Origin of the sequence: Variovorax sp. OK212, from assembly GCF_900112425.1 — a bacterium.
Lineage (GTDB): Bacteria > Pseudomonadota > Gammaproteobacteria > Burkholderiales > Burkholderiaceae_C > Variovorax.
Map to the genome: position 1 here is coordinate 361,427 of NZ_FOLP01000001.1, position 24,708 is coordinate 386,134.

Genomic DNA, 24,708 nt, shown 5'->3' on the forward strand with positions numbered 1-24,708 from the left:
GCCCTGCGCGCTCAGGTCTGCGGGCTTAGCTCTGCACCTCGTAGACCGTCTCGTGCGCCTCCACCGGCGCGGGCAGTTCCCAGCGATGCAGCATGCGCTCGATGCCCGCGTTCGACAGCGTCGTGTCGCGCTCGCGGTTGCGGCGCATCAGCTCCGCATGCGGCACCTCGAGGTACACCAGCTCGATCTGCGCGTGGTAGTTCCACAGCAGGTCGAGCGTCTTGGTGCGCATCTGCTCGCTCAGGTGCGTCGCGTTCCACACGAAGCGCTCCTGCTTGCGCAGCAGCGCCTTGGCCTGGTCGACCGCGTGGTGCGCGGCCATGCCGTCGTTCTCGCCGTGCTTCAACCCGAGCTCGGCGCGCGCATCGTCGAAAGACACCACCGGCCAGCCCTTGCGCTGCTGCGCCACCCAGTGGTTCTTGCCGCTGGCCGGCAGGCCGCACATCACCGTCACGCGCGAGCCCGCGTTCTGGAACAGCGGGTAGTCGGGGCTGGTGTCGGTACCGCGAAAGTAGGCCAGGCGCGTGTGCGCGTCGGCCATCGGGCGCGGGCCGTTCCAGCAGCCTTCTTCCTGCGCGAGTTCCTCGAACAGCGCGATGTCGGCCATGCTGTCGGCGCGCTTTTCGTAGTGGCGCCCGCGCATGTCGCAGCGCGCCACGCAGCACAGGTCGGGCAGGCTCAGCTCCCAGGAGAGCCTGTGCACCAGCCACTCGGGCCGCACGCCCTTGCGCGAGGCGAAGGCATGGAACGGCAGCTGGTGCACCGCGATGATCCGGCACACGGCTTCGCGCAGCGCGAACGGCACGCGCGCCTTCCACATCAGCACGCGCACGTCGACCGCGCCGCGGCGCGAGTGGCCGGGCTGGCCGATGCGGCCGCTGGCGGCGTCGATCACCGTGGTGTCGGGCTTGGCGATGTCGTGCAGCAGGCAGGCCATGAACAGCACGAAGCGGCCGTCGGCATCGGCGCGCTGGTAGTGCGCGTCCTGCAGCAGCGCGTCGAGCACCATGCGCGTGTGGATGCCGACGTTGCCTTCGGCGTGGTAGTACGGGTCTTGCGGCGTTTCTTCGAGGCGCAGCAGCTCCGGCAGCAGGTCGCAGCATTGCGCCCAGTCGGTGCCCTGGCCGGGCGCGGGCACCAGCGCGCGCAGGTCGTCATGCGTCATTTCTGTCTCCCTGTCGTTGTCAGCCCGGCCGGGTCGCGCAAGGTGCGCAGGCCCAGGTCTTGCCATGTCACCGGCGGCGTCGGCGCGTAGAGGTCCGCGCCCGGCGCCAGCTGGTTGGGCAGCACCGGCCGGCGGCTGTGGTGCGAGCCCGAGTCGAGGATGGTCTGCACGAAGTCCGGACGCACCCACTTGTAGCGGCCCGTCACCTCGCCGTTCAGCTCGGTCTTGAGGTACAGGCCCTCGGCCAGGTCCGACAGGTCGGTCTGCTGACGCACCAGCTCGAGCGGCTGGCCTTCGTGCGCCACCGCCTGTTCGAAGGCGCGCTGCCAGCCGGCGCTGCGCGCAAGAGAAGGCCGCACGAGCGCGCGCAAGGCCTTCGCATGGCGCGGCATCTCGCCGTCGTACAGCACCGGCACCGGCAGCACCGGGCCGCCTTCGAGCAGCGCATGGCGCGCCGGTGTCGAGAGGAAGCGTTGCGCCTGCCGGTCGTAGACGTCGAACTCCAGGAAGAACGCCGGCAACCGGTCGTACCAGCAGCTGTGCTTGGCGAAGCACCACTCGCCGTACATCACGTAGCGATCTTCGAGGCGCTCCAGCAGCGCCGCTTCATGCGCGGCGGCCCAGTGCTTGAACAGGTTGAACTGGCGCTCGCCGGCGCCGCCCGCGAGGTAGTGGCCGCGCGACTGCAGCAGCAGTTCGCCCGCCGAGGTGAACGACACGGCGGCATTGGCGCCATCGAGCTTTTCCTCGATGACCACCTGCATGCCGTGCAGCGCGGACAACGGCGCCTGGGCGTCGTCGCTGTCGCCCGCTTGCAGCCGCGAGCCTTCCAGGTGCGCCGTACGCGGGTACTTGAGCAGCGGGATCGATGAAAGGGAAGAGAGAGGAAACACGTTTGTTCTCCGGATGAAAACCAGGAAGAACCGACAACGTGCGGGAGCGAAGCTGAGAGAGATCGGGAGCGACTTGCACGGCCGTGGTGTGGGGCCGTGCCTGGTCAGTGGGTACGCAGCTTGGCGCCCGACATGACCAGCAATGAAGCGGTGTTGTCGGCGTCAGAGAGTGATGACGGCGAATCGGGGCACTTGGCGCTCCAGTGAAGGCTGAGGTTGAAAGAGGCGCGGATTCTATAGGCAGACCGCGCCGCGATGGAAGGGCACCGATGCGTGAAAGCGTCAGTCGCGCTCGGTCGTCTTCAGCCGTCCTCAGTCGTCGTTCGTGCCGAACATCGCCTCGGGCAGCCCGGGCACGTCGACCTCCACGGCCAGCAAGGCGCCGGCCAGCGTCTCGCGCGCCAGCACCTCGGGCGCGATCATCTTGGTGGCGGTGGTGATGTAGAGCGTCTTCAGTTCCGGTCCGCCCAGGCACACGCAGGTCGGGTGCGTCACCGGCAGCTCGATCACGCGGTCGACCGCGCCCGAGGGCGCGTAGCGCACCACGCGGTGGCCCGCGAACACCGCGTTCCACACGTAGCCTTCGCTGTCGACGCAGGCACCGTCGGGCCGGCCGCGCTGCTCCGTGTAGTCCACGAACACGCGCCGGTTCGACAGCGCGCCGCTCGCCGCGTCCAGGTCGAACGCGAACAGCTTGAAGCGCCGCGTGTCCGACATGTAGAGCGTGCGGCCGTCCGGCGACACGCACACCGAGTTGGTGACGATGATGTCGTCGAACAGCCACTGCGGCGTACCGTCGGCCTCGACGCGGTAGAAGCTGCCGAGCGGCTTCTCGATGGCGGCGTCCATGGTGCCGATCCACAGCCGGCCCTGGCGGTCGCAGCGGCCGTCGTTGAGCCGCGTGCCCTTGCCGGGCGGCTCGACCTCGGCGATGCGCTCCAGCGTTCGCGTCGCGGGGTCGAAGCGGTGCAGCGTGTTGTCCAGCGCCAGCACGAAGCCGCCGCGGCGGTGCAGCGCGAGGCCGCCGAGGAAGGTGCTCTGCGCAAACTCGAACACCTGGTGCTCGCCGGTGCGCTCGTCGAAGGACTGCAGCCTGGGCCGCTCGATGTCGATCCACCAGACGCGCTCGCTGCGCGGGCACCAGATCGGCGTTTCGCCCAGCTGGTCGCGGGGGTTGACGAGGCAGCGCACGTCGTCCGTCATGGGTGTGTGGCTCTCCTTCACATCGTGTCCGGCAGTTCGATGCGGCGGATGTCGCCGAGCAGGAACACGTACGACAGCGCACCCAGCAGCGCCAGCACCGCCATGAAGGCCAGCGCCCAGACGAAGGAGCCGGTGCTGCCCACGATGAAGCCGATGACCAGCGGCGTCGTGATGCCCGACAGGTTGGTCATGAAGTTGTAGATGCCGCCCGTGAGGCCCATGAGCCGGGTCGGCGCGATGTCGGCAATGACGACCCAGCCCAGCCCGACCATGCCCTGGCCGAAGAACGCGACCGACAGGATGGCGATCACCACCTCGTCGCGGTCGACGTAGTTGGCCGCCACGATGGTCGAGGCCAGCAGCAGGCCCGCCACGATCGGCAGCTTGCGCGCCAGGTTGGCCGAGCCGGTGCGCGTGAGCAGGCGGTCGGACAGCCAGCCGCCGAACATCACGCCCACGCCGGCCGCAATGAAGGGCAGCACCGCGAAGAAGCCGACCTTGACCCAGCCCATGTGGCGCTCGGTGGCCAGGTAGGTGGGGAACCAGGTCACGAAGAACACCAGCGTGGCGTTGCCCGCGAACTGGCCGATGCTGGCGCCCCAGATCTGGCGGTACGACAGCAGCAGCCGCACGTTGGCCCACGAGAAGGGCACGGTCTGCTCGCGCTTGGCGGCCAGGCCGCCGCCGGCTTCGATGTGGGCGAGCTCGGCGCGGTTGGCCCAGCGGCTGTCGCCCGGCTCGCGGTAGCAGGCCCACCACACGGCGCCGAACGCGATGCCCACCAGCCCCACGATGATGAACAGCGCCTGCCAGCCGTACATGCCCATGATGTAGAAGAGCAGCGGGCTGAAGAACGCCAGCCCCACGTACTCGCCCACCGTGTAGATGCTGGTGGCGCGCGCCCGCTCCTTCTGCGGGAACCAGGTGCTCACGATGCGGCTGTTGGCGGGGAAGCAGGGCGCCTCGGAAATGCCCAGGCCCAGTCGCATCGCGACCAGGCTGTAGAGCCCGGTCGCGAAACCCTGCAGCAGCGTGAACAGCGACCAGAAGGTCAGCGAGAGAAAGTAGGTGAGCTTGTTGCCGAAGCGGTCCAGGAACACGCCGCCCGGAATCTGCGCGGCCGCGTAGGTCCAGGCGAAGGCCGAGAACACGAAGCCCATCACGGCGGGCGACAGCCCCAGGTCCTTGGTCAGCGTGGGCGCGGCGATGCCGAGCACCGTGCGGTCCAGGTAGTTGATCATGGTGCCGGTGGCCAGCAGTGCGAGGATGCCGAAGCGCGCGCGCGTGGGCGCCTCGGTGGTGGCGCCCGCGGCGGGCGTTGCAGTGGTGGTGTTCATGTCTGGGGGTTCGCGGAAGTGTTCTTCGCCACGAAGCGCAGCACGCTCTCGATGACGTTGGCGCGCAGGCGCGCGACGTTGCCGGGCGCATCGAGCTGGATGCCGAAGAGCGCGGAGAAGGTGTCGCGGTTGGACACGTTGTAGAAGCTCATCGCGCTGATCTGCCAGTGGATGTCCACCGGCTCGATGCCGTCGCGGAACACGCCCGCCTCGACACCGCGCCGGTAGATGCGCGCCACGCGCTCGACGGCGGCCGCGCTGAGTTCGCGGATGACGCCCGATTGCTTGAGGAAGCGCGCCTCGTGGATGTTCTCGATCGTCACCAGCCGCACGAAGTCGCGGTTCTGGAAGTGGTGGTCGAAGCGGAAGCCGACCATGCGGCGCATCGCTTCCTCGGGGGGCGCGTGGTCGAAGTCGAGTTCGCTCTCCACGCTGCGCACGCGGCGGTAGACGTTCTCGAGCACCGCGAGGTACAGGCCCTCCTTGTCCCCGAAGTAGTAGTAGATGAGGCGCTTGCTGCAGTCGGTCTTGCTTGCGATCTCGTCCACGCGCGCGCCGGCCAGGCCGTGCTGCGAGAACTCGGCGGTGGCGACCTCGATGATGTTCTGGCGGTTCGCCTCGGGGTTGACGACGCGCGCGGCGCTTTTGCGCGGCGGCGGTGGTGGCGGCGTCGACGGTGTTGGGGCGTCGTCGCCGGGTGCGGGTCGGGGTGCGGGCATTTGCTATGTACCAGTTAGTACATAGCAATGTACCGGATGGTACAAAGGCCCGGAACCCGGGTAACTACCGAGGCGGCAGCGCGTACGCGACCACGTAGTCGCCGCGGTCCACCGACTGCCGCGCGCCGCCCGCGCTCACCACCACGTACTGCCTGCCGGTCTTGGGCGACACGTAGGTCATCGGCCCCGACTGGCTGCCCACGGGCAGGCGCGCCTTCCAGATTTCCTTGCCGCTCGCCGTGTCGAACGCGCGCAGGTAGAAGTCCTGCGTGCCCGCGAAGAACAGCAGGCCCGACTGCGTGGCCAGGGACGCGCCCAGGGTGGGCATGCCGATGGGAATCGGCAGGTGCATGCGGATGCCCAGCGGGCCGGTGTCCTTCACCGTGCCCACCGGCACCTGCCACACCAGCTTGCGCGTCTTCAGGTCGATGGCCGACATCGTGCCGAAGGGCGGTGCCTGGCACGGAATGCCCAGCTGCGACAGGAAGCGCTCGCGCATCGCGCCGTAGGGCGTGCCTTCCTGCGGCACCACGCCCATCTCGATGCCGCTGGCACCGGGCTTGATGTTGGCGCGCGGGATCATGTAGTTGGCCAGGCCCAGGCGCATGTCGTTCACGAACATGTAGCTGCTGGTCGGGTCGACCGACACGCTGCCCCAGTTCATGCCGCCCAGCGAACCCGGGAACTGCAGCGCGCGGTCCAGGCCCGGCGGCGTGTACACGCCTTCATGGCGCATGCCCTTGAAGGCGATGCGGCACAGCAGCTGGTCGAAGGGCGTGGCGCCCCACATGTCGGACTCGCTCAGTGTCTTGTTGCCGATGGAGGGCATGCCCACCGAGAAGGGCTGCGTCGGCGAATAGCGCTCGCCGGGCACGTTGCCCTGCGGCACCGGGCGCTCCTGCACTTCGGCGATCGGCTTTCCGGTCTCGCGGTTGAGCAGGAAGATCTCGCCCTGCTTGGTGACCTGCGCGAGCGCGGGCTGCGTGCCGCCGTTGCCGTCGGGAATGTCATAGAGCAGCGGCTGCGCGGGCAGGTCGAAGTCCCACAGGTCGTGGTGCGTGGTCTGGAAGGTCCAGCGCACCTTGCCGCTCTTCGCGTCGAGCGCGACCACCGACGAGCTGTACCTGTCGTCCAGCGGCGTGCGCTCACCGGCCCAGAAGTCGGGCGTGGCGTTGCCGGTGGGCAGGTAGACCAGGCCCAGCTTCGCATCGAAGGACATGGCCGACCACACGTTGGGCGTGCCGCGCGTGTAGGTCTGGCCGGGCGGCGGCAGGCGCGTGACGGCGGGGTTGCCCGGGTCCCAGGCCCAGGCCAGCTCGCCGGTGACGGCGTTGTACGCGCGCACCACGCCGGGCGGCTCGTCGGTGGAGAAGTTGTCGGCCACGCGGCCGCCGACCACCACCAGGTCGCCCGCGACCAGCGGGGTGGAGGTCTGCTGGTAGTAGCCGTCCTTCACCTCGCCCATGCCGACCTTGAGGTCGACGGTGCCTTGCTTGCCGAAGCCGGCGCAGGGCTTGCCGGTGGCGGCGTCGACGGCGATCAGGCGTGCGTCGGTGGTGGGCAGCAGCAGGCGCTGGCGGCAGGCCGCGGGGGCGGCGGCTTCAGCGGTTGCAGCCGGGGAAGGTGCAGGTGCAGGTGTCGACGCTGCCGCAGCGGGCGCCGACGCTGAAGTTTCCACCTTCGTCTCCGCGGCTTTGGCGGCGTCCTGGTCGTGATAACCCAGGCCGCGGCAGCGCTGCCAGTTCGGCGCGGTGGCTTTCGGGTCGTACTTCCAGAGCTCGGCGCCGGTGTCGGCGTCGAGCGCGACGATCTTGCTGTAGGCCGTGCACACGTACACCGTGCTGCCGATCTGCAGCGGCGTGTTCTGGTCTTCCGCGCCCGAGCCGTTGCTTTGCGGCACATCGCCGGTGTGGGCGGTCCAGGCGACCTGCAGCCGGCCGATGTTGTCCTTGTTGATCTGGTCGAGCGCCGCGAAGCGGTTGCCCGCGGTGGTGTTGCCCCAGTGGCGCCAGTCCTTCTGCGCCTCTTGCGGGTTGACGGGCACGACGGCCGGCGCGGGGCCCTGTGCGGCGATCACCGGCGTGGGCACGAAGGCGTAGCCGCCGGTCGCGAGCAGCGCGACCGCCAGCACGGCCGCCACCGCAAGGGCGCCGCGCCCGGCGGTGCCGCCCGCGCGGCGCACCAGCGCCGGGTAGGCCAGCGCGACCAGCAGGCCGAGCACCGCGAAGGCGGCCAGCCGCGAGACCAGCGGCCAGAAATGCCAGCCAGCTTCCCACACGGCCCACACGGCGGTAGCCGCGAACGTCAGCGCGAAGAGCCAGGCGCCGGTGGCGCGGCGCTTGGCGATGAGCAGGCCGGCCACCAGCAGCGAGAGCCCGGCCAGCACGAAGTACCAGCTGCCGCCGAGCGCGGCGAGGTAGGCGCCGCCGACCGCGAGGTACGCGCCCATCAGCATGGCGAGCACGCCGAGCGCCACCAGCGCCGGGGGCGTGACGAAGCGCCAGAACCGCGATTGCCGGACCACCGGCGCCTGTTTTTCCGTCATGGATCGAACCCCCTTGCTTGGCCGTTGCGCGGCTGCGAACAGCCGCCGAAACCGGGAATTTTCGCCGATCCTAGGGTTTACCCTTATCAAGACCGGATTTGACCCACGCACCCGTGCGGACGGGCTCAGTCTGCGCCATGAAAAAAGCCGGCGCAATGGCCGGCTTCTTGGGGGGAGGCTGAAGCTTGCTTCAGCGTCGTTCCGCGTCCTTCAGCAAGGCATGGCGCCTCAGGCGGTGGCCAGGGCGGCCGGGCGGGCCAGGCGCACGGCGTGCATCCAGGCGCGGCGCAGCACGGCGGGCGAACGCGATTCCTCGGGGATCAGCAGGAAGCCGCGGTCGCGCAGCGTGGTGCCCAGCGCGATCTGGCTGGTCAGCACGGTCAGCGGGATCGCCAGCAGCAGCGGCAGGCCCACGGGCATCAGCCAGATCAGCGCGCTCGGGTCGATCATGGCGACACCCACGGCCAGCATGGCGATCACCAGGGTCATGGGGGCCAGCTGCGCGGCAGCGACCTTCCACGGCACGGCGGCGGCTTCACGCGGGGGCGACTTCCAGTCGAGCTTGATGCCGGTGAGGGCGACCAGCACGAACAGCGAGTGGGCCAGCATGCGCACCGGGGCTTGCACGATGGCCAGGCCGCTTTCGAGCAGCGAGCTCTTCACCAGGCCCCACACACCGCCGTACTGGCGTTGTTCGCCGCGCATCAGCACGGCGGCGATGCCCAGCACGCGCGGCAGGAACAGCAGGCACAGGGTCCAGACCCACAGGCCGGCCAGCTCGGCGGGCAGCACGCTCCAGCTGGACACCAGGCTCGAGCCGCTCAGCCACAGGGCAGTGCCCAGCGTCAGGAAGGCCAGCCACAGGGGCGCCGAAACATAGGCCATGGTGCCGGTCACGAACATCGCGCGGTGCACGGGGTGAATGCCGGGCTCCATCATCAGGCGGGCGTTCTGCAGGTTGCCCTGGCACCAGCGGCGGTCGCGTTGCAGCTCGGCCAGCAGGTCCGGCGGTTGCTGTTCGTAGCTGCCGACCAGGTCGGACACCAGCCACACGTTGTAGCCGGCACGGCGCATCAGCGCGGCTTCCACGAAGTCGTGCGACATGATGCCGCCCGACATGCCGCCGGTGCCCTTGATCGGGGCCAGCGCGCAATGCTTCATGAAGGGTTCGACGCGGATGATGGCGTTGTGGCCCCAGTAGTGCGACTCGCCCAGTTGCCAGAACTGCATGCCCAGCGTGAACAGGCGGCCCGTCACGCGGGAAGCGAATTGCTGTGCGCGGGCGTGCAGCGTGACGTGGCCGATGGCCTGCGTCGCGGTCTGGATGATGCCGGCGGTGGGGTTGGCTTCCATCAGCTTGACCATCGAGGTCAGGCAGTCGCCGCTCATCACCGAGTCGGCGTCGAGCACGACCATGTAGCGGTAGTCCTTGCCCCAGCGGCGGCAGAAGTCGGCCACGTTGCCGGCCTTGCGGTGCGTGCGGCGGGTGCGCAGGCGGTAGTACACCTCCACCTGTGGCTGGTTCGGGCTGTCGGCCAGCGCGGCGCGCAGGTCTTCCCAGGCGGCGCGCTCGGCGGCGGCGGTCTCGGGGTTGTAGCTGTCGGACAGCACGAACACGTCGAACTGCCTGGCGTGGCCGGTGGCCGCGACCGATTCGCAGGTGGCGCGCAGGCCGGCGAACACGGTGGCCACGTCCTCGTTGCAGATCGGCATGATGATCGCCGTGCGTGCCTCGGGGTTCATCGGGTGGTTGGCCACCTGCTTGACCGACAGGGCGTGCTTGTCACCGCGCACGGAGACATAGAAGCCCATCAGCGCGGTCACGAAGCCGGTGACGACCCAGCCCGAGAGCAGGCCGTACAGGCCGATCTGGCCGTATTCGAGCCAGACGTTGTCGTAGTCGGGCTGCACGCCGGCGAACAGCGACGACGCGATCACGGTGCTCAGCAGGGTGAGCATCATGAAGGCGAAGCGGCGTTGGCCAGCGGCACGCTGCCAGGGTTGCCTGGCTTGCGCTGCCTGGGGAGCGGCTTCGGCTTCGGCATTGCGGCCGGCACCGAGCTTCACCAGGGCGGCGGTGCCCAGGCTGTTCCAGAAACCGCGCCAGGGGCGCGGCGTCATCGAGCCGCGGTTGATCGGAGGCGCGGTCACCGCATTGGGGTGGCGTTCTTCACGGACCGCGCTGCGGTGCGAGAAGTCGCTGTCGGCCAGAACATTCAGTTGCGAGAAGTCGTTTGGCTTCATGTGATTTACCAACGTTGCTTGTCGAGGGAAGGGGTGTCGCCAATGGCAGGAAAGCGCTTGATCACGCAATCCGGCTCAGCGCCGCCTGCGCTTGCGAGCGCGGCCAGCGAATAGCCCGCGGCACGGGGCCGCGAGGGGGAAAACTGCTTTTGACGCAGGCCGTCGCGCTGCTGGCGCAGTGCGAAAGATGGGCTGGTTAGTGCTGTCATGCCAGTACAGGGGCAAACCCTGTGCCAGGCTGGAAAAACGCTTTCAGATCAACAGCTTAGGCCGCTGCGAAGGCATTTTTCGGGGGCGGAGGCCGCTGGCGGGCCTCAAAACCCCCGTTTTTGTCGCCGAATCCCGACAAGCCTGGGGGGCAGGTGGAGATAGGCCTTATGAATCAACGACTTAGGGGCGTCGCTAGTCGGCGACAGGCTCACTGCCGCCAGCGACAGCGTCCGCCTTGAAGTGGCCCGGCGTGAGCTCGTGCTTCTGCAGCAGGCGGTAGAACTCCGTGCGGTTGCGGTCGGCCAGGCGGGCGGCGTCGGCCACGTTGCCGTCCGTCAGTTTCAGCAGGCCGACCAGGTAGTCGCGCTCGAAACGCTGCTTGGCCTCGGCATAGGTCTGGACCTCGACCGTCGGCACGCGCAGCGCGCGCTGCACCAGCGCCAGCGGGATCAGCGGCGAGCTCGACAGCGCGCAGACCTGCTCCACCACGTTGAACAGCTGGCGCACGTTGCCCGGCCAGGCGGCCGTGGTCAGCGCCTTCAGCGCCTCGGGCGCGAAACCCGACAGCCGCTTGCCGTACTTGGTCGACAGGCGCTGCAGGAAGTGGTTGGCCAGCAGCGGAATGTCTTCGCGCCGCGCCGACAGCGGCGGCAGCGTGAGCGTCACCACGTTCAGGCGGTAATACAGGTCTTCGCGGAACTGGCCGGCTTCCATCGCGGCGTCCAGGTCGCGGTGGGTGGCCGAGACGATGCGCACGTCGACCTCGATCGACTGGCTCGCCCCCAGCGGACGCACCGCGCGCTCCTGCAGCACGCGCAGCAGCTTGACCTGCAGGGCGGGCGGCATGTCACCGATTTCGTCGAGCAGCAGGGTGCCGCCGTCGGCCTGCTGGAACAGGCCCTTGTGGTTGGCATGGGCGTCGGTGAAGGCGCCTTTCATGTGGCCGAACAGCTCCGACTCGAGCAGCGCTTCCGGAATGGCGCCGCAATTGACCGCCACGAAGGGCTTGTCCGCGCGCGCGCTGGCCTTGTGGATGGCGCGCGCCAGCAGTTCCTTGCCGGCGCCGGAGTCGCCGCGCAGCAGCACCGAGGCGTCCGACTTGGCGACCATGCGCGCCTCGGCCAGCAGCTCGGCCATGCGGTTGCTGCGGCTCACGATCTCCGAGCGCCAGCTGTCGTCGCCGGCCTTGCTCGGCGTGGTGGCGGGAGCGCCCAGAGCCAGCGCCTGCGCGATCTTGTCGAGCAGCTCGCGCCCGTCGTAGGGCTTGGTGAGGTAGGTGAACACGCCGCGCGCCGTGGCCTCGACCGCGTCGGGAATGGTGCCGTGCGCGGTCAGCAGGATGACGGGCAGCGACGGGTGGCGCTTGCGGATCTCGTCGAACAGCTGCAGGCCGTCGCGCCCGGGCAGGCGCACGTCGCTCAGCACGAGCTGCGGGTGCTCGATCTCGAGCTGCGTGAGCGCGGTTTCGGCCGAGGTCACGGCCGTGACCTGGTAGCCCGCCGAGCTCAGCCGCATCGAGAGCAGCCGCAGCATGTCCGGGTCGTCGTCGACCACGAGGAGGCGGGCGCCGGTTGTGCTCATTCAAAAACCTCCGTGCGCCGCACCGGGGTGCGGGCTTGCTTCAGCTTGCTTGGGGCGGCCCGGCGCTGCGCTCATGGGCTCGGCTTGCTTGCGGCCGGCGCCGCCGGCATGGCTGGCGCCATGTTGGGCCGCGCGAAGCTGCGCTCGATGGCGCGCAGGGCTTCGATGCGGTCGTTCAGCTGGTCGATGCGGCGCTGGCTGTCGCGCAGCTGCTGCACCTGCTTGTCGCGGTCGTCTTCCGCGCGGCGCTGTTCCACATAGCGCGCGGCCAGCGCGCGCGCGAGCGGGTGCAGCGGCTGCGCCTCGGGCGAGGGGTTGGCGATCACGCGCTGCAGCAGGCCCAGCGCGCGCGCCAGGTCGGCCGGCACGCGGGTCTGCGAGAGCAGCAGCGCGAGCTGCATCTGGGTGGCCGGCGAATCGCCGGGGTCGCCGATGCGCGAGATTTCCGCGCTCAGGTCGGCGCCGCTCAGCGGGCGCATCTTGTCGGCGTACGACAGCATGGCCGCCACCGGCCCCTGCGTCATCATCGTGAAGAGCGAGGCCGGCTGCGTGGCCGGCGCCCTGGGTTCGGCTTCCACCGGCATCACGCGCGGCGCCGCCGGGGGCGGTGGCAGTGCATCGGCCTCCGCGGGCGGCTTGGGCTGCGAGGCGCAGGCGGCCAGCAGCAGGACGAAAGGCACGGTGATCGCCCCGGCGAAGGTGGAACTGCGGACGAACGAGAAAGACATGGGTCGAAGAAGGACGCGAAGCGCTGAGGCGGTGTTGGAGAGGGGGAGCCGGTGCGGTCAGGCCGTGCGCGGCAGTTCGATGCGAAAGCGGGCACCGGGTCCACCGGGCTGCAGGGTGATGCGGCCCCCGTGGGCTGCAATGTACTCCTGCACGATGGAAAGTCCGATGCCGGTGCCTTTCACCGTGTGTTCGGGTTGGCGCTCGCCGCGGAAGAAAGGTTCGAAGATCCGGTCGCGGTCGCCCTCGGCAATGCCCGGCCCCGCGTCGTCCACGTCAATGTAGACGGCCTCCGGCGTCCCCGACACCGCCAGGGTGATGACACCGCCGGTTACCGAAAAGCGAATGGCGTTGCTCAACAGGTTGGCGATGGCGGTGCCGAGCTTGGTGCGGTCGACCGTGATCGCGATGGGCTGGCCCTCGGCGCGCACGCGCAGGCCGTGCGACTGCCACTGCAGCCGTTGCGCCTCGATCTGTTCCTCGATCAGCGGCAGCAGCTCGGTGCGTTCGCGGCGCAGTTCGCGCGCCTCGAAGGCCGCCGCGTTGAAGCGCAGCAGCGCCTCGATCTGGCCCTGCAGCGAGATGGTGTTCTGGTTCAGGATCTGCGCCACCTCAAGCTGTGCCGGGTTCAGCGGACCGGTCACGCCGTCTTCGAGCAGCGAGACGCCTTCGCGCAGCGCGGCCAGCGGCGTCTTCAGTTCGTGCGACACGTGGCGCAGGAAGCGCGCCTTGTCGGCGTCGAGCTCGGTCAGGCGCAGGCGCAGCCATTCGAGCTGCTGCGACACGCGCCGCACGTCGGCCGGGCCGCGGATGTCGATGGGCTCGTCCAGCCGGTTCTGGCCGAGGCCGACGATGGCGTGCTCCAGCCGCTTGAACGGCCGCGCCAGCCAGATGCCGAAGGCCAGCGCCAGCGACACGGCCAGCACGCTGGCGGCCACCACTTCGCGCATCAGCCGGCGGCGTGCGTTCTCGATGCGCTTGGCCAGCGCGTCGTTCTGCGTTTCGATCAAAAACTGCGCCTGCTGCGCGAGGTTGGTGTTCAGCGCGTCGAGTTCGCGGAACTGCATGGCCATGGTGCTTTCGCGCGTGAGGGCGCTGTCGGCGCTGCCGCTCATCAGGCCCTCGATCACGCCGAGCTGGGCGCGCCACATCTCGATGCCCGCGGGCGCCAGGCCGTTGTTCTCCAGGCGCTCGAGCACCTGGTGCGCCTCGCGCGCGGCGTCGTCGAAGCGGCGGCGCAGCACGGCGTCGTTGAGCACCAGCGACTGGCGCCCGGCGCGCTCCATGGCCGCGCTGCGTTCGGCCAGCGACTGCGCCGCGCCCGACAGGCGCAACGCGCGCGCGGCCGCGTCGCGGCTTTGGGTCATGAGCACGTCGTACTGCAGCACCGAGCGCAGCGCCACGCCCACCAGCAGCGCGGTGATCAGCAAGAAGGCGAACAGCAGCAGCTGCTGGAACGAGCCCCGCGTGGAAGGTCGCTTCGCCATCAGTGGGCGAGCGCCGTGGCAGCCGGGGCCATGGCCGACTCGCGCGTCAGCACCTCGCCGCGCAGCGTGTACGCCAGCGAGCGCGTGATGCGCAGGTCGGTCATCTGGCCGACCAGGCGGGCGTCGCCCTCGAAGTTCACGACGCGGTTGCAGGCGGTGCGTCCCATGAGTTCGTTGGCGTCCTTGCGCGAGGCGCCTTCCACCAGCACGCGCTGGGTGCTGCCCACCAGGGCCTGGCCGAAGCGCTTCACGTTGCTGTCGATCGCGGCCTGCAGGGTGTGCAGGCGCGCGAGCTTGACTTCGTGCGGCGTGTCGTCCTGCAGCGCGGCGGCCGGCGTGCCGGGGCGCGGGCTGAAGATGAAGCTGAAGCTGCTGTCGAACTGGCAGTCTTCGATGAGCTTCATCATCTTCGCGAAGTCTTCGTCGGTCTCGCCGGGGAAGCCGACGATGAAGTCGCTGCTCAGGGCCAGCTCGGGGCGGATGGCGCGCAGCTTGCGCACCGTGCTCTTGTATTCCATGGCGGTGTAGCCGCGCTTCATGGCCATCAGGATGCGGTCGCTGCCGTGCTGCACCGGCAGGTGCAGGTGGCTCACGAGCTGCGGCACTTTGGCGTAGGCCTCGATCAGGCGCTGCGTGAACTCGTTCGGGTGGCTGGTGGTGTAGCGGATGCGCTCGATGCCGGGGATCTCGGCCACGTACTCGATCAGCAGCGCGAAGTCGGCGATCTCCGCCGTGTCGCCCATCCTGCCGCGGTAGGCGTTCACGTTCTGGCCCAGCAGCGTGATCTCGCGCACGCCCTGGTCGGCCAGGCCGGCGATCTCGACCAGCACGTCGTCCAGCGGGCGGTTCACTTCCTCGCCGCGGGTGTAGGGCACCACGCAGTAGCTGCAGTACTTGGAGCAGCCTTCCATGATCGACACGAAGGCGGTGGCGCCTTCCACGCGCGCGGGCGGCAGGTGGTCGAACTTCTCGATCTCGGGGAAGCTGATGTCCACCTGCGGGCGGCCCAGCCGCTCGCGGTCGTTCAGCATCTCGGGCAGGCGGTGCAGCGTCTGCGGGCCGAACACGATGTCGACGTACGGTGCGCGCGCGATGATGGCCTGGCCTTCCTGGCTCGCCACGCAGCCGCCCACGCCGATCTTCACGCCCTTGGCCTTCAGGTGCTTCACGCGGCCGAGGTCGGAGAACACCTTTTCCTGCGCCTTCTCGCGCACGGAGCAGGTGTTGAACAGGATGAGGTCGGCCTCGTCCACGTTCTGCGTGGGCTCGTAGCCCTGCGCGGCGTTGAGCACGTCGGCCATCTTGTCCGAGTCGTACTCGTTCATCTGGCAGCCGAAGGTCTTGATGAATACTTTTTTCATGGGGAACTCTCTCTGCCCTCCGGTGCGGAGGGCGGCGGGCGCGCAAGGCGCGCCGCGCTTTTTTATTGCGTGTTGAGCGTGTCGTTCGAGACGAACGGCCAGATGTTCAGGAACGGCTTGTCCAGCGACTCGCGGCTGGCCATGGCTTCGTCCGGCGTGAGGATCCACACCTCGCGCAGCAGCCCGGCGGCGTCGCGCGTGTAGTTGACCAGGTACTTCTGGCCAATGATGGCGCCGGGCATGACCAGCATGTTCTGCGGGCTGCGGATGCGCGCGCCGGCGCCCAGGCGGTCGGCCCTGCCGTCGAGTTCGACGTCGGGGGCGTTGACCACCATCAACTTGCCGCGCAGAGTGCCGACAGGAAAGTTGCGACCGCCGACCAGCGATTCATTCTGGGTCTGCGGGCGGGGAACTTCGTCCTGGGCGTTGGCGGGAAGGCTGAGCAGGCCGAAGAGGCTGGCGGCGGCTGCGCACAGCGCCATGTAAGAGAGAGCGTTCGTGGGTGTCTTGCAGCGGTTCATGGGGTATATCCAGAGGCTGTGGAGCGGGGATTTTAGCGAGGGGGTGCATTCCCCTTGGCCGTCCGCAGCGGGTAGTGTCCAGGGCGTGGGTTTGACTTGCTTTACATTTCTTTACAGGACTGGTGAACACTCCGGGGCGGCCACTGATTCAATAGCCGTTGTCAGCCCAAAGTGCACAAAAAACCCATGAAGAAAAATGTTGCCGTCGCCCTTGCGGGCGTGTTGATCGTAGCCGTCGCGGGCGGGTGGTGGAGCATGTCCGGCAACAAGTCGGGCCCGAAGAACGCGAAGGCACCCACGGCCGCCGGCGGCCCGGCGGGGGGGGCAGCGCCCGCGCTCGTGACGCTGGCCACGGCCCAGAAGCAGGACGTGCCGGTCACCGTGCAGGTCAATGGCAGCGTGGTGTCCCTCAACAGCGTCGACCTGCGCCCGCAGGTCACCAACACGGTGAGCGCGGTGCACGTGAAGGAGGGCCAGTTCGTCAAGTCCGGCCAGCTGCTCTTCACGCTCGACGACCGCAACGACCAGGCCAACCTGGCGCGCGCACGGGCGCAGCAGCAGAAGGACGAGGCCACCATGGCCGACCTGGAGCGCCAGTACAAGCGCAGCCAGGACCTGGTGGCGCAGAACTTCATCGCCAAGAGCGCGGCCGACGCCACGCTCTCGCAGCTCGAGGCGCAGCGCGCCGCCGTGGCCGCCGACCGCGCCGCCGTGCAGTCGGCCCAGGTCGCGCTGGGCTATGCCACGCTGCGCGCGCCCATTGCCGGGCGCATCGGCGCCGTGAACATCTACCCGGGCACGCTGGTGCAGCCGACGCTGTCGCTGGTCACCATCACCCAGCTCGACCCGATCGCCGTGAGCTTCCCCGTGCCCGAAGGCAACCTGCAGGACCTGCTGCAGGCCGCGCGCTCGCGCTCCAAGGTCGAGGCCGTGGTCACCGGCCGCAAGGAGCCGCTGAGCGGCACGCTCGATTTCGTCGACAACACGGTCGACCCGACCATCGGCACGGTGCGCGCCAAGGCGGTGTTCGCCAATGCCGACCAGAGCCTGTGGCCGGGGCAGTTCGTCGGCACGCGCATCACGGTGCGCTCGCTCGACGGCGTCACGGTGGTGCCGGCCGCGGCGCTGATGATGCTGTCCGACGGCACCTCGCTCTATGTGGTCGACGAGGCCAGGACCGCCACGCGGCGCAAGGTGAAGACGCTGCACACCTTCGGCACCAAGGTTGCCGTGAGCGGCGTGGAGCCGGGCGAGCAGGTGGTGATCGAGGGCAGCCAGAACGTGCGGCCGGGCGGCAAGGTGCGCGTCGACGCGAAGGCGCCGGCCGCTGCTCCTGGTGCCCCTGGTGCCCCTGGTGCCGCTGGTGCGCCTGCCCCTGGTGCGCCCGCCACGCCGGGCGCCCCCGCCGCCCCGGCGAACGGCAACTCCGCCGTCACGCCCGGCAGCGCCGCTTCTTCCGACGGCACCGACGCGAAGCCGCCCAAGCAGGAACGCGCATGAACATCTCGGAGCTCTGCATCCGCCGTCCGGCGATGACGGTGCTGCTGTCCGCGGCCGTGGTCGTCATCGGCATCTTTGCGTACTTCAGCATCCCCGTTGCCGCGCTGCCCAGCTACAACACGCCGGTCATCAACGTCAACGCGCAACTGCCGGGCGCGAGTCCGGACACCATGGCGTCGTCGGTGGCGCTGCCGCTGGAGAAGCAGTTCTCGACCATCCCGGGCCTGCAGACCATCAGCTCGGTGAACACGCAGGGCGTGACCTCGCTCACGCTCGAGTTCGTCAGCAGCCGCGACATCGACGCCGCCGCCGTCGACGTGCAGGCCGCGCTGTTGCGCGCGCAGCGCCAGCTGCCGCAGGAACTCACGCAGCTGCCCTCGTACCGCAAGGTGAATCCGGCCGACGCGCCGGTGCTGTTCATCGCGCTGATTTCTCCGTCGATGAATCCGTCGGAGCTCAACGACTACGCCGAGAACCTGATCTCGCCCACGCTGTCGACCATCGACGGCGTGGCGCAGGTGGGCGTGTACGGGCGCAAGGCCTTCGCGGTGCGCATCAAGGCCAATGCCGACCTGCTCAACGCGCGCAACATCACGCTCGACGAACTCGCCAAGGCGGTGAACTCGGCCAACGCCAACACGCCGGTGGGCGTGCTCGACGGCCCGCGCCAGACGCTCACCATCCAGGCCAACCGGCAGCTCGTGAAGGCGGCCGACTTCGCCAAGCTGATCGTCGGCCAGCGCAACGGCGCGCCGGTGCGGCTGGACGAGGTGGCCACCATCGAGGACAGCTTCGAGTCGGTGAAGACCGCCAGCAGCTTCAACGGGCAGGACTCCATTTCGCTGGCCGTGCAGCGCCAGCCCAACGCCAACACCGTGCAGGTGGTGGACGCGGTGCGCGCGCTCATTCCGCGTTTCAAGGCGGAGCTGCCGCAGTCGGTCGAGATCCAGATGGTGAACGACCGCTCGCTGTCGATCCGCGAGGCCGTGCACGACGTGCAGCTCACGCTGCTGGGCACCATCGCGCTGGTGGTGCTGGTGATCTTTTTGTTCCTGCACCGGCTGGTGGCCACGCTGATTCCGGCGGCCACCATTCCCATTTCGCTGATCGGCGCGGTGGCGCTGCTCTACGCCTTCGGCTACAGCCTGGACAACGTCTCGCTGCTGGGCATCACGCTGGCCGTGGGCCTGGTGGTGGACGACGCCATCGTGGTGCTCGAGAACATCATGCGCTACGTGGAAAAGGGCATGGAGCCGATGGCCGCGGCGCTGCGCGGGGCGCGCGAGGTGGGCTTCACCATCGTCTCGATCTCGATCTCGCTGGTGGCCGTGTTCATCCCGATCTTCTTCATGCCGGGCGTGATCGGCCTGCTGTTCCACGAGTTCGCGGTGGTGGTGGCGCTGGCGGTGCTGGTGTCGGCCATCGTCTCGCTCACGCTGGTGCCCATGCTCGCGAGCCGCCTGCTCAAGCACGTGCCGCGCAAGGAAGGCGCGGCCGACCATGTTCACGATCGCGATCATGAAGAGGAACACCCCGAGCCCGGCACCGCCATCGGCCGTGCCTTCGAGCGCGGCTACCGCGCGGTGCACGGCAGCTACATGCGCTCGCTCGACTGGACGCTGGGGCACCGCACCGTGATGCTGGCCATGGCGGGGCTCACCTTCGTCATCACCGGCTGGCTGTTCGTCACCATTCCCAAGGGCTTCTTCCCCGAGGAAGACATCGGCCAGATCCAGATCACCACCGAGGCGGCCGAAGACATTTCCTTCACCGCCATGAAGGCACTGCAGGACCGCGTGGCCGCCGCGCTCAAGGAAGACCCGAGCGTCGACTACGTGAGCTCCTTCGTCGGCGTGGGCGGGCCCACCGCCACGCAGAACTCGGGCCGCCTGTTCGCCGTGCTCAAGTCGCGCAGCGAGCGCCCGCAGATGGCCAAGGTGCTGGAGTCGCTGCGCCAGCGCTTCCGCGAGATCCCCGGCATTGCCGTGTACATGCAGCCCGTGCAGAACCTGCGCCTGGGCGGCCGCCAGAGCAAGGCGCGCTTCCAGTACACGCTGCAGAGCGTGAACGCGGGCGAGATGGTGCCGTGGGCCACCAAGCTCATGGAGCGCATGCGCGCCGACGCCGACTTCCGCGACGTCACCAGCGACTCGCAGAACCGCGGCCTGCAGGCCACGCTGGACATCGACCGCGACAAGGCCGGCGTGCTCGGCGTGGCGGTGGGCGACCTGCGCCTGGCGCTGTACAACGCGTACGGCGACCGCCAGATCGGCAGCATCTACGCGGCCAGCAACACCTACCAGGTGATTCTTTCGGCCGCCGACAGCGACCGCCAGTTCGAGGACGACGTGTCGCGCCTGTCCGTGCGCAGCAACACCGGCAAGCTGGTGCCGCTGTCGGCCTTCTCCAGCGTCAACCGCACCGTGGGGCCGACCTCGGTCAACCACCAGGGCCAGCTGCAGGCCGTGACCGTGTCGTTCAACCTCGCGCCCGACGTGCCGCTGGGCAACGCCACCGCGAAGATCGACCGCTTCAAGGACGAGCTGAAGATGCCGCCGTCGATCATCACCACCTACGGCGGCGACGCGGCGGTGTTCCAGAGCTCGCAGTCGAGCCAGACGGTGCTGCTGGTGCTGGCGGTGCTGGTCATCTACGTGCTGCTGGGCGTGCTGTACGAGAGCTACATCCACCCGCTCACCATCCTGGCCGGCCTGCCCTCAGCTGCGGTGGGCGCGCTGCTTTCGCTGAAGCTCTTCGGCTTCGACCTGACGCTGATCGCCACCATCGGCATCCTGCTGCTGATCGGCATCGTGAAGAAGAACGCGATCATGCTGATCGACTTCGCGCTCGACGCGCAGCGCACCGAGGGCATGAAGCCGGTCGACGCGATCCGCGAGGCCTGCCGCCTGCGTTTCCGCCCGATCCTGATGACCACGCTGGCCGCACTGATGGGCGCGCTGCCGCTCGCGCTGGGGCTCGGTGCCGGCGCCGAGCTGCGCCAGCCGCTGGGCGTGGCGGTGGTGGGCGGGCTGATCTTCTCGCAGGTGATCACGCTGTACATCACGCCGGCCATCTACCTGGCGCTGGACCGCTACAGCGGCACCGGGCCGATGGTGGACCTGCCGGGCGAGGTGAAGAAGCCGGAAGCTGGCGTGGCCGCAGACACGGCAGCGCACGCCTGAAGCCCGGCGAACCGCGGCGAACCGCCGCGTTCGTTCTTGAAGCGACTGCGGGAGGCCCCGGCTGGCGCCTCCCGGCTTCAAAGGTGGCGCGCGGCCATGAGCGCCAGCCAACCGGCAAGAAAGGCAATCTGCAGTCCGCCGAAGCGCCACGCCACGGCCATGGTGACGGCCACGGGGAAAAGCAGGCCTGGCGCAATGCAGATCTGGATCAGCAGGTAGGCACCCATCAGGCTGGGGCCTGCGTTCGACAGCGCAACCTCGGCCGCCGGCCAACGCGACAGCCATTGCGCGGCGCCCAGGCCCGACAGGCGGATGGCAATCGTGACCAAGGCCATGACGACGATCGCATTCATGTTCGCGGCCTCTTGGGGGTCCACCGCGTGGCGGCCATGCCGGCCAGTCCCGCCAGCAGCACCGCCGCGGCCTGTTGGTCGGTTCGCCACCAGCAGACCAGGCCGGCCACGGCGCCGATGGCAACGGGCGTCAGGTGGTGCGGGTTCTTTCGAAGGCCGAGGGGCAGCAGCAGCGCCATGGACAGTGGCACCAGCGCGTCCATTCCGAAGCGATAGAGCATCTGCGGCGTGAAAATGGCGCCGAATTGAAATCCGGCAATGCAGCCGGCCGTCCACGCCAAGGTCAATGCGGACGAATTGCCAAGAATGAAATTGGCGTTGATCGGGCCGCGCTGGGCCGCAATGTGGCAGGCCGTCCAGCTGCTGTCGGTCACCATGCTGGCTGCCAGCCATGTGCGCCATCTGCTGGAATTCTTCAGATAGGGCCAAAGCGAGGCCGTGAAAAGAAGATGCTTGGCATTGAGGCCAACGGTCAATGCAATCAATGCGCCGATGTGGGCGGAATTGTTGAATTCCAGTGCGGCCAATTGTGCGGTGGCGGCATTGACGCTCAGGGCGGCAAAAATCAATTCACCGAGCGACCAGTCGGCATTCTTGCTGGCAACGCCCACGATCAGGCCGAATACCAGCACCTTGGGAATGAAAGGCAATGCCGCAATCCAGCCATGTGAAATTCCCATGGGCGCGGACAGGGATTTTTCCACCGGCACCCTTCAGACCCAGAACAGGAGTTTTTCGGAGGTGATTCCGAAAAACCCGGACAAGGTCAATCGCTCTCCATCGCTCGGCAATACCGAATGGGCCTGCGTGGAGCGGAAGATGATCAAATCGCCGACGCGGGGGGCGACATCGATGTAATTGCTTGCCTTGGCGGCCTGCGCGGGGTCCTGTTCCTTGTAGATGCGCGTCTGGCCCCCCGCCTTGGGTGTCTTGAGGTAGATGTTCCAGGCAAACTGTTCGCTGACGCGCGGCGCGAAGGAAAGCCCGGTGTTTTCGCCCGGCATCCAGTCGCGGTGAATGGGCGCCTCCGGCAGGACGCGCACCGTGAAGTTCATCATGCGCCGGTCCTGGTGCTCGGCGACGCCGTGGCCCAGGGAGAAGGTCTTCGACGCCACTTCCTGGACGCGAGGAAAGAAATTGACCAGCCTGAGAATGCGCTCTTCGAATACTTTCTCGAAAATGCGCGCCCGGCGGAAATATTCGCTGTGGTCGGATTTGAAGCGAAAGAAATTGGGGCCGAGCTTTCCTTTGCGAACGACACCGCCGGCTTTGTCGTCTCCCTCGTAGTATTCGATGCCGATTTTTGAAATGGCATGCAATATCAGGTCGACCTGATATTCTTGAAGAAAATTCTCGAACCGCAGGCCCGCGCAGTCGTCGGTTGAAAATCTCTTGACCGCCGCGAGGTTGGGCGCCATGCGGTTGATATCTTCAACCACCCATTTTTTGACCTCTGCCATCATTTCCCCTTGATTGTGGGGACGATAATGGCGTCAAAATGGGGTTTTTCGTGGTATCCAGGGATACAGAAAGTCAACTATTTCTGTAATGCAAACGGCGTAACGCCGAGGCGTCGTGGATGATGACCTGCTTGGCCCGTGTTTCAATGACCCCTTCGCGCGACAGCGAGTTCAGGGTTCTTGTCACGGTGACCCGGCTCAATGCCGTCATGGCGGCAATTTTCTCGTGCGTCAGATCGACGTGAAAGTCACCTGATTCCTGCGTCAATGTCGAATTGCTGTTCGATTGCAATCGCGCAATACGCAAAAGCAGGTCCACCACCCTCTCCTTGGGCGCCGCGGATGCAACGCCCGCAAGCTTCTCAACAATCATGTGATTCTTGAAGCCGAGCAATTGGATGAGCGAATCAGCCAATTCCGGCATGGCGGAGAATTTCCGGGTGATCTCGCCGGGGAGGTAGCGGCTCAGGGTCGCGGGTGCGACCACGCGCGTCGTGGTCGGACGCGGCAGGTCGGCAAATGCCGGGCCTTCGCCAAAGATGGCGCCCGGCCCGAATATCTCGAGCAGGAATTCCGCGCCATTGCTTCGCTGGATCGTCGAGTGAACAAAGCCGGATCGCAGGAGATAGAAATAACTGTGCCGCTCTCCTTCGCGGGCCAGCACGTCGCCGGTCGCCAGGCTGATGACGCTGCCCAGATGGGTGGCTTCGACCCAGGGGGTCGAGAGCGCCAGGGAGGCGTCCCAACTGGCGTACGCGGAGGCACGGGCGGAATCACGGGCGGAGGCACGGGCCGAGGATTCGGAATTCATTCTTTTCATTCAGAAGATCGCTTCTGTCCCTGTTGCGGCCTTGCGCGTGGCGAGGCCGCTGCGCGAAGACCGGTCAGGTCGTCGTCTCGTCGAGCGTGTGGCCGGCCGCCAGGTGCGCGGTGTCGCTCCAGCCCACGAGGCTGAAGCCGCCGGGCGTCCACAGCATGCGGTTGATGGCCGCGTTGCCCAGCTGCCAGGTGCGCGGCGCCTGCAGCGCCTGGCGGGTGGCGGCGCGGTAGAGCACGTCCATCACGCCGCCATGCGCCACCAGCACCACCAGCTCGCCCGGGTGGCGCGCCGCCAGTTCGGCGGCCACGCCGGTCACGCGGTCGCGGAAGGTCAGCAGGCTCTCGCCGCCCTCGGGTTCGAATTCGGGGTCGCGTTCGCGCCAGCGCCTGGCCTGCTCGGGCAGGTTGGCCTCGATCTCGGCGAAGCTCATGCCCTCGAAGGTGCCGAAGGCGCGCTCGCGCAGGCGCGGCTCGGGTTGCACGGCCAGGCCGTGCGGCCTGGCGATTTCTTCGGCGGTGCGCCAGGCGCGCGCAAGGTCGCTGGCGTAGACCACGCCGATCGGCTCGTCGGCCAGCGCCCCGCCGGCGCGCTGCGCCTGCCAGACGCCGGTGGCGTTCAGGCCGATGTCGAGCTGGCCCTGGATGCGGGTGTCGACGTTCCAGGCGGTTTCGCCGTGGCGAACGGCAATCAGACGGGTGGCTTCTTCCATCCGCGGGATTCTAGAAGCGCTACTTTCGGGCGGTCGCCGGCGACAGCTCGATGTCGACCCGGCGCTCGCCCTGCGGCGGGTTCGGGAAGCCCTGCAGCGCCGCCTGGAACATCACCGGCAGGATCGCCGCGCTCGAGGTGTAGGGGCCGTCGTTGCGGGCACGCGTCTCGTAGACCACCTTGTTGGACGCCACCTCGCGCAGCACCACGCTCACCTCGCGTTCGTACCAGGGGTTGGCCGGCGGCGCGAACGCCGGGCCGCCGTACCAGCCGCCGCCGTACCAGCGCCGGCCGTGGTAGCCGTAGCCGCCATAGCCTCCATAGCCTGCGTACCCCCACGGGCCGCTGTAGAGCCACGGGTCGGCCCAGGGCGAGAGGCCGGCCGTCACGCGTGCGCCGATCTGCGCGGTGTACTGCGCCCGGGTGTCGTCGCGGCGCAGGCCGGCCTTGTCGAGCGCCGCTGCGGCCATGGCTTCCAGCGATTCCTGGCGGGCGCCGTCGGCCTGCTGCGAAGGCAGGCGGTCGAAGCGGTAGGTGGCGCCGGGCGCCACGGCGCCCAGGGACGAGAAGCTCTTGACGTCGCTGTCGACCACCCACGAGGTGGCGCAGCCGGTCAGGCTGGCGGCAAGCAGAAGAGCGGAAAGCGCACGTTTCATGAGGGTCTCCGGGCCGCGAGGGCCCCAAATTCCCCTG

The 24,708-nt window shown here is 68.3% G+C and carries 21 protein-coding genes; 2 read left to right on the plus strand and 19 right to left on the minus strand.

From position 1 onward, the window contains the following. Positions 1–25: 25 nt before the first annotated feature. From BM004_RS01590 to BM004_RS01650, 13 genes are all read right to left on the minus strand, one after another. Entirely contained in the window at positions 26–1,165 is a 1,140-nt protein-coding gene (locus tag BM004_RS01590; protein WP_093210866.1) for an AAA family ATPase, read from the minus strand. Next, complete coding sequence (locus BM004_RS01595) at positions 1,162–2,058, minus strand: RNA ligase family protein (protein WP_093210868.1); 897 nt, start codon at positions 2,056–2,058, stop codon at positions 1,162–1,164. The genes BM004_RS01590 and BM004_RS01595 overlap by 4 nt, the downstream gene beginning before the upstream one ends. A 312-nt stretch (positions 2,059–2,370) precedes the next feature. Continuing rightward, positions 2,371–3,261 (minus strand): SMP-30/gluconolactonase/LRE family protein, encoded by an 891-nt coding sequence (locus tag BM004_RS01600; RefSeq protein ID WP_093210870.1) that lies wholly within the window; start codon positions 3,259–3,261, stop codon positions 2,371–2,373. 17 nt (positions 3,262–3,278) lie between these two features. Then, on the minus strand, positions 3,279–4,598 hold the full coding sequence (locus BM004_RS01605; RefSeq protein ID WP_093210872.1) for an MFS transporter: 1,320 nt from the start codon (positions 4,596–4,598) through the stop codon (positions 3,279–3,281). Next, entirely contained in the window at positions 4,595–5,317 is a 723-nt protein-coding gene (locus tag BM004_RS01610) for a TetR/AcrR family transcriptional regulator (RefSeq protein WP_093210874.1), read from the minus strand. Before BM004_RS01610 ends, BM004_RS01605 begins: the two co-directional genes overlap by 4 nt. 64 nt (positions 5,318–5,381) lie before the next feature. Then, positions 5,382–7,862 carry a glucose/quinate/shikimate family membrane-bound PQQ-dependent dehydrogenase gene (locus BM004_RS01615; protein ID WP_093210876.1) on the minus strand — a complete coding sequence of 827 codons (2,481 nt, stop codon included), beginning with the start codon at positions 7,860–7,862 and terminating at the stop codon, positions 5,382–5,384. Positions 7,863–8,090: 228 nt separating this feature from the next. Next, positions 8,091–10,106, minus strand: a complete 2,016-nt coding sequence (mdoH, locus tag BM004_RS01620) for a glucans biosynthesis glucosyltransferase MdoH (protein ID WP_093210878.1) — start codon at positions 10,104–10,106, stop codon at positions 8,091–8,093. A 5-nt stretch (positions 10,107–10,111) separates the two neighbouring features. Beyond that, positions 10,112–10,315 (minus strand): hypothetical protein, encoded by a 204-nt coding sequence (locus tag BM004_RS01625; protein ID WP_093125995.1) that lies wholly within the window; start codon positions 10,313–10,315, stop codon positions 10,112–10,114. Between the two features lie 193 nt (positions 10,316–10,508). After that, positions 10,509–11,897, minus strand: a complete 1,389-nt coding sequence (locus BM004_RS01630; protein ID WP_093125993.1) for a sigma 54-interacting transcriptional regulator — start codon at positions 11,895–11,897, stop codon at positions 10,509–10,511. 71 nt (positions 11,898–11,968) lie between these two features. Continuing rightward, the gene (locus BM004_RS01635; protein WP_093210880.1) at positions 11,969–12,625 is read right to left on the minus strand and encodes a hypothetical protein; all 657 of its coding nucleotides are present in this window, start codon (positions 12,623–12,625) and stop codon (positions 11,969–11,971) included. A 57-nt stretch (positions 12,626–12,682) separates the two neighbouring features. Beyond that, complete coding sequence (locus BM004_RS01640) at positions 12,683–14,110, minus strand: sensor histidine kinase (protein WP_093125987.1); 1,428 nt, start codon at positions 14,108–14,110, stop codon at positions 12,683–12,685. Then, the gene (miaB, locus tag BM004_RS01645) at positions 14,110–15,471 is read right to left on the minus strand and encodes a tRNA (N6-isopentenyl adenosine(37)-C2)-methylthiotransferase MiaB (RefSeq protein ID WP_093210882.1); all 1,362 of its coding nucleotides are present in this window, start codon (positions 15,469–15,471) and stop codon (positions 14,110–14,112) included. The genes BM004_RS01640 and miaB overlap by 1 nt, the downstream gene beginning before the upstream one ends. A 62-nt stretch (positions 15,472–15,533) precedes the next feature. Then, positions 15,534–15,992, minus strand: a complete 459-nt coding sequence (locus tag BM004_RS01650; RefSeq protein WP_093210884.1) for a hypothetical protein — start codon at positions 15,990–15,992, stop codon at positions 15,534–15,536. Between the two features lie 255 nt (positions 15,993–16,247). Between BM004_RS01650 and BM004_RS01655 the strand changes: the two genes are divergently transcribed. Further along, positions 16,248–17,492: an efflux RND transporter periplasmic adaptor subunit gene (locus BM004_RS01655; RefSeq protein ID WP_093210886.1), complete on the plus strand. Its 1,245-nt coding sequence runs from the start codon at positions 16,248–16,250 to the stop codon at positions 17,490–17,492. Continuing rightward, positions 17,489–20,674 carry an efflux RND transporter permease subunit gene (locus BM004_RS01660; protein ID WP_093210888.1) on the plus strand — a complete coding sequence of 1,062 codons (3,186 nt, stop codon included), beginning with the start codon at positions 17,489–17,491 and terminating at the stop codon, positions 20,672–20,674. Before BM004_RS01655 ends, BM004_RS01660 begins: the two co-directional genes overlap by 4 nt. A gap of 77 nt (positions 20,675–20,751) precedes the next feature. On the opposite strand, the gene BM004_RS01665 is transcribed toward BM004_RS01660, so the two are convergent. From BM004_RS01665 to BM004_RS01690, 6 genes are all read right to left on the minus strand, one after another. Next, positions 20,752–21,027: a hypothetical protein gene (locus BM004_RS01665; RefSeq protein ID WP_093334540.1), complete on the minus strand. Its 276-nt coding sequence runs from the start codon at positions 21,025–21,027 to the stop codon at positions 20,752–20,754. Beyond that, positions 21,024–21,731, minus strand: a complete 708-nt coding sequence (locus BM004_RS01670) for an AzlC family ABC transporter permease (protein ID WP_143072395.1) — start codon at positions 21,729–21,731, stop codon at positions 21,024–21,026. The genes BM004_RS01665 and BM004_RS01670 overlap by 4 nt, the downstream gene beginning before the upstream one ends. 9 nt (positions 21,732–21,740) lie before the next feature. Beyond that, a complete protein-coding gene (locus BM004_RS01675; protein WP_177206313.1) occupies positions 21,741–22,487 on the minus strand; it encodes a 2OG-Fe(II)-dependent halogenase WelO5 family protein in 747 nt (248 codons plus the stop codon). Between the two features lie 73 nt (positions 22,488–22,560). After that, positions 22,561–23,298, minus strand: a complete 738-nt coding sequence (locus BM004_RS01680) for a Crp/Fnr family transcriptional regulator (protein ID WP_177206314.1) — start codon at positions 23,296–23,298, stop codon at positions 22,561–22,563. 73 nt (positions 23,299–23,371) lie between these two features. After that, positions 23,372–24,016, minus strand: a complete 645-nt coding sequence (locus tag BM004_RS01685; protein WP_093125966.1) for a histidine phosphatase family protein — start codon at positions 24,014–24,016, stop codon at positions 23,372–23,374. A 19-nt stretch (positions 24,017–24,035) separates the two neighbouring features. Next, entirely contained in the window at positions 24,036–24,671 is a 636-nt protein-coding gene (locus tag BM004_RS01690; RefSeq protein WP_093210898.1) for a DUF4136 domain-containing protein, read from the minus strand. Between the last annotated feature and the right edge of the window lie 37 nt (positions 24,672–24,708).

What these genes read in the sequence shown, in the direction of transcription:
- BM004_RS01680 (WP_177206314.1), bottom strand. Translation starts at nt 23,298, where the DNA reads ATGAATTCCGAATCCTCGGCCCGTGCCTCCGCCCGTGATTCCGCCCGT.
- BM004_RS01675 (WP_177206313.1), bottom strand. Translation starts at nt 22,487, where the DNA reads ATGGCAGAGGTCAAAAAATGGGTGGTTGAAGATATCAACCGCATGGCG.
- BM004_RS01640 (WP_093125987.1), bottom strand. Translation starts at nt 14,110, where the DNA reads ATGGCGAAGCGACCTTCCACGCGGGGCTCGTTCCAGCAGCTGCTGCTG.
- BM004_RS01690 (WP_093210898.1), bottom strand. Translation starts at nt 24,671, where the DNA reads ATGAAACGTGCGCTTTCCGCTCTTCTGCTTGCCGCCAGCCTGACCGGC.
- BM004_RS01665 (WP_093334540.1), bottom strand. Translation starts at nt 21,027, where the DNA reads ATGAATGCGATCGTCGTCATGGCCTTGGTCACGATTGCCATCCGCCTG.
- BM004_RS01600 (WP_093210870.1), bottom strand. Translation starts at nt 3,261, where the DNA reads ATGACGGACGACGTGCGCTGCCTCGTCAACCCCCGCGACCAGCTGGGC.
- BM004_RS01635 (WP_093210880.1), bottom strand. Translation starts at nt 12,625, where the DNA reads ATGTCTTTCTCGTTCGTCCGCAGTTCCACCTTCGCCGGGGCGATCACC.
- BM004_RS01685 (WP_093125966.1), bottom strand. Translation starts at nt 24,016, where the DNA reads ATGGAAGAAGCCACCCGTCTGATTGCCGTTCGCCACGGCGAAACCGCC.
- BM004_RS01605 (WP_093210872.1), bottom strand. Translation starts at nt 4,598, where the DNA reads ATGAACACCACCACTGCAACGCCCGCCGCGGGCGCCACCACCGAGGCG.
- BM004_RS01590 (WP_093210866.1), bottom strand. Translation starts at nt 1,165, where the DNA reads ATGACGCATGACGACCTGCGCGCGCTGGTGCCCGCGCCCGGCCAGGGC.
- BM004_RS01630 (WP_093125993.1), bottom strand. Translation starts at nt 11,897, where the DNA reads ATGAGCACAACCGGCGCCCGCCTCCTCGTGGTCGACGACGACCCGGAC.
- BM004_RS01655 (WP_093210886.1), top strand. Translation starts at nt 16,248, where the DNA reads ATGTCCGGCAACAAGTCGGGCCCGAAGAACGCGAAGGCACCCACGGCC.
- BM004_RS01650 (WP_093210884.1), bottom strand. Translation starts at nt 15,992, where the DNA reads ATGAACCGCTGCAAGACACCCACGAACGCTCTCTCTTACATGGCGCTG.
- BM004_RS01615 (WP_093210876.1), bottom strand. Translation starts at nt 7,862, where the DNA reads ATGACGGAAAAACAGGCGCCGGTGGTCCGGCAATCGCGGTTCTGGCGC.
- miaB (WP_093210882.1), bottom strand. Translation starts at nt 15,471, where the DNA reads ATGAAAAAAGTATTCATCAAGACCTTCGGCTGCCAGATGAACGAGTAC.
- BM004_RS01625 (WP_093125995.1), bottom strand. Translation starts at nt 10,315, where the DNA reads ATGACAGCACTAACCAGCCCATCTTTCGCACTGCGCCAGCAGCGCGAC.
- BM004_RS01660 (WP_093210888.1), top strand. Translation starts at nt 17,489, where the DNA reads ATGAACATCTCGGAGCTCTGCATCCGCCGTCCGGCGATGACGGTGCTG.
- mdoH (WP_093210878.1), bottom strand. Translation starts at nt 10,106, where the DNA reads ATGAAGCCAAACGACTTCTCGCAACTGAATGTTCTGGCCGACAGCGAC.
- BM004_RS01610 (WP_093210874.1), bottom strand. Translation starts at nt 5,317, where the DNA reads ATGCCCGCACCCCGACCCGCACCCGGCGACGACGCCCCAACACCGTCG.